The organism is Saccharothrix sp. NRRL B-16314 (assembly GCF_000716595.1).
Taxonomy (GTDB): domain Bacteria; phylum Actinomycetota; class Actinomycetes; order Mycobacteriales; family Pseudonocardiaceae; genus Actinosynnema.
In genome coordinates, this window is the sequence record NZ_JNXC01000187.1 from 1 (window position 1) to 337 (window position 337).

The window sequence follows — 337 nt, forward strand, 5'->3', positions numbered from 1 at the left end:
GTGCAGGGTGTACGAGAGCGGCTACAGCGTCGCGCTCTCGTACACCCTGCACAAAGTGACGGACCCCGAGCCCGAGATCGCCCCGCGGGCGAAGTACTACCAGGTCGTCACGCCGATCGAGGGCCTGGGGGAGCAGGCGTTCTTCGACAGCCGGGGCGACCAGGGCGGGGAGCTGAGGGTCCTCGACGGCCAGGCCGAGCTGTCGATGAGCATCTACGAGAACCACAACGTCGACCCGGACGGCAAGCCGATCCAGCAGACGAAGCCGATCGACCTGACGGGCATCGACGTCCCGATGACCCAGGACATGATGGCCGTCATGGCGGCGCTCAAGAAG

The 337-nt window shown here is 66.5% G+C and carries 1 protein-coding gene; it reads left to right on the plus strand.

Features of this window, described 5'->3' with window-relative positions; genetic code table 11:
* Positions 1-55: 55 nt before the first annotated feature.
* Positions 56-337: hypothetical protein (locus OQ02_RS39590; RefSeq protein ID WP_197043732.1), on the plus strand; the 282-nt coding region annotated here is incomplete at its 3' end.